General features: G+C 35.7%; 2 protein-coding genes. Both read left to right on the forward strand.

What is annotated here, in order from left to right; all coding sequences use genetic code 11:
- A partial coding sequence (locus B3J44_RS22505; RefSeq protein WP_286971559.1) for an ABC transporter permease occupies positions 1-774 on the forward strand: 774 nt, incomplete at its 5' end.
- 200 nt (positions 775-974) lie between these two features.
- Positions 975-2138, forward strand: a complete 1164-nt coding sequence (locus tag B3J44_RS22510) for a sigma-54-dependent transcriptional regulator (protein ID WP_286971560.1) — start codon at positions 975-977, stop codon at positions 2136-2138.
- The last annotated feature ends 2 nt before the right edge of the window (positions 2139-2140 follow it).

The raw sequence follows: 2140 nt of genomic DNA on the forward strand, positions 1-2140 counted from the left end.
AAAATCGGAATTGGCGGTGCATTCGGTTACTTGATCATGATGTTTATTATCATTTACGGAAATATGGTAATGCGAAGCGTAATCGAAGAAAAAACAAACCGAATTATTGAAATCATTATTTCGTCAGTAAAACCATTTCAATTGATGATTGGAAAAATTGTCGGAACTTCATTAGCAGGTATTCTGCAATTTATAATTTGGGCCATAATTGGTTTAGGATTAATGTTTACAGCCTCGGCATTTTTTGGAGTAAATGTAGGGCCAGCTGCGAGAATTTCTCCAGAAATGATGCAAACCGCACAACATGAGTTTTCGGGATCTGCACAAATGTACATTGCCGAATTATGGAATTTGCCAATTGCAAGTATTTTAATCGGATTTGTAATTTATTTTATTGGAGGATATTTTCTGTACAGTTCGTTTTACGCAGCAATTGGAGCCGCAGTTGACAATCAGACCGATTCTCAGCAATTTCTGCTTCCAATTTTAATGCCTCTGATTTTGAGCGTTTACATAGGATTTTTTACAGTAGTCAATGATCCTCACGGAAGTGTTGCGGTTATCTTTTCAATGATTCCGTTAACTTCACCAATTGTAATGTTAATGCGCATTCCGTTTGGCGTGCCGTGGTGGCAAATTGCAATTTCGGTATCATTATTGTTTGCTACATTTTTCCTTGTGGTTTGGTTTGCTGCTAAAATTTACCGAGTAGGTATTTTAATGTATGGCAAAAAACCGACTTGGAAAGAATTGTATAAGTGGCTGAAGTACTAGTTCTTTAAAGTTGCAAAGGTTTAGGGGAACAAAGGTTCAAAGTTTTTTTGGATTTGAATTTTTCGTAACTTAGGAAAACAACTTTAAGAATTGCACTAGAGCACAGAAGAAATATTATATAACAGGTTAAAAGGTATAATTGTAGACAAAGATTTTAAACTTTGTACCTCTGAACCTTTGCAACTTTGAACCTTAAAAGAATGAGTAAAATACTAATTGTCGAAGACGAAGCAGCGATCAGAAGAGTTTTGGTAAAAATTTTATCAGAAGAAAATGATTCATATCAAGTAGATGAAGCTGAAGATGGAGTTGTGGGACTTGAAAAAATAAAAAACAACGACTATGATTTGGTTTTGTGTGATATCAAAATGCCAAAAATGGATGGTGTTGAGGTTTTGGAAGAAGCTAAAAAAATAAAGCCAGAAATTCCGATGGTAATGATCTCTGGTCACGGCGATATGGAAACTGCTATTCAAACGATGCGTTTGGGAGCTTTTGATTATATTTCGAAACCGCCAGATTTGAATCGTTTGTTAAATACTGTTCGTAATGCTTTAGATAAAAAACAATTAGTTGTTGAAAATAAAATTCTAAAGAAAAAAGTCAGCAAAAACTACGAAATGATTGGTGACAGCGAATCAATTAATCATATAAAAGTGATGATTGATAAAGTTGCCCCAACAGAAGCCAGAGTTTTGATTACGGGACCAAACGGAACAGGAAAAGAATTAGTAGCACATCAATTGCATGAAAAAAGCGAACGTTCTACTTTTCCTTTAATCGAAGTAAACTGTGCGGCAATTCCAAGTGAATTGATTGAAAGCGAATTGTTCGGACACGTAAAAGGTGCTTTTACATCGGCAGTGAAAGATCGTGCTGGAAAGTTTGAAGCAGCAGACAAGGGAACTATTTTCTTGGATGAAATTGGAGATATGAGCCTTTCTGCGCAAGCGAAAGTTTTACGTGCACTTCAAGAAAATATGATTACAAGAGTTGGAGCTGATAAAGACATAAAAGTTGATGTGCGTGTTGTAGCGGCAACGAATAAAGATTTGAAAACAGAAATTGCAGAAGGCCGTTTCCGCGAAGATTTATACCATCGTTTGGCAGTAATTTTAATTAAAGTTCCGCCATTGAATGAAAGACGCGATGATATTCCTGCTTTGATTTTGCATTTTACAGAAAAAATAGCTTCTGAACAAGGAAATGCTGTTAAGTCGTTTTCGGCGCAAGCCATTAAATTATTACAAGAATACGACTGGACAGGAAATATTCGTGAGCTTCGAAATGTAGTAGAAAGATTGATCATTTTGGGAGGAAGCGAAATCTCAGAATCAGATGTGAAAATGTTTGCAAGCAAATAGGT

The sequence above is a fragment of the Flavobacterium sp. UBA4854 genome (genome assembly GCF_002399805.1).
Taxonomy (GTDB): Bacteria; Bacteroidota; Bacteroidia; order Flavobacteriales; family Flavobacteriaceae; genus Flavobacterium; species Flavobacterium ginsengisoli.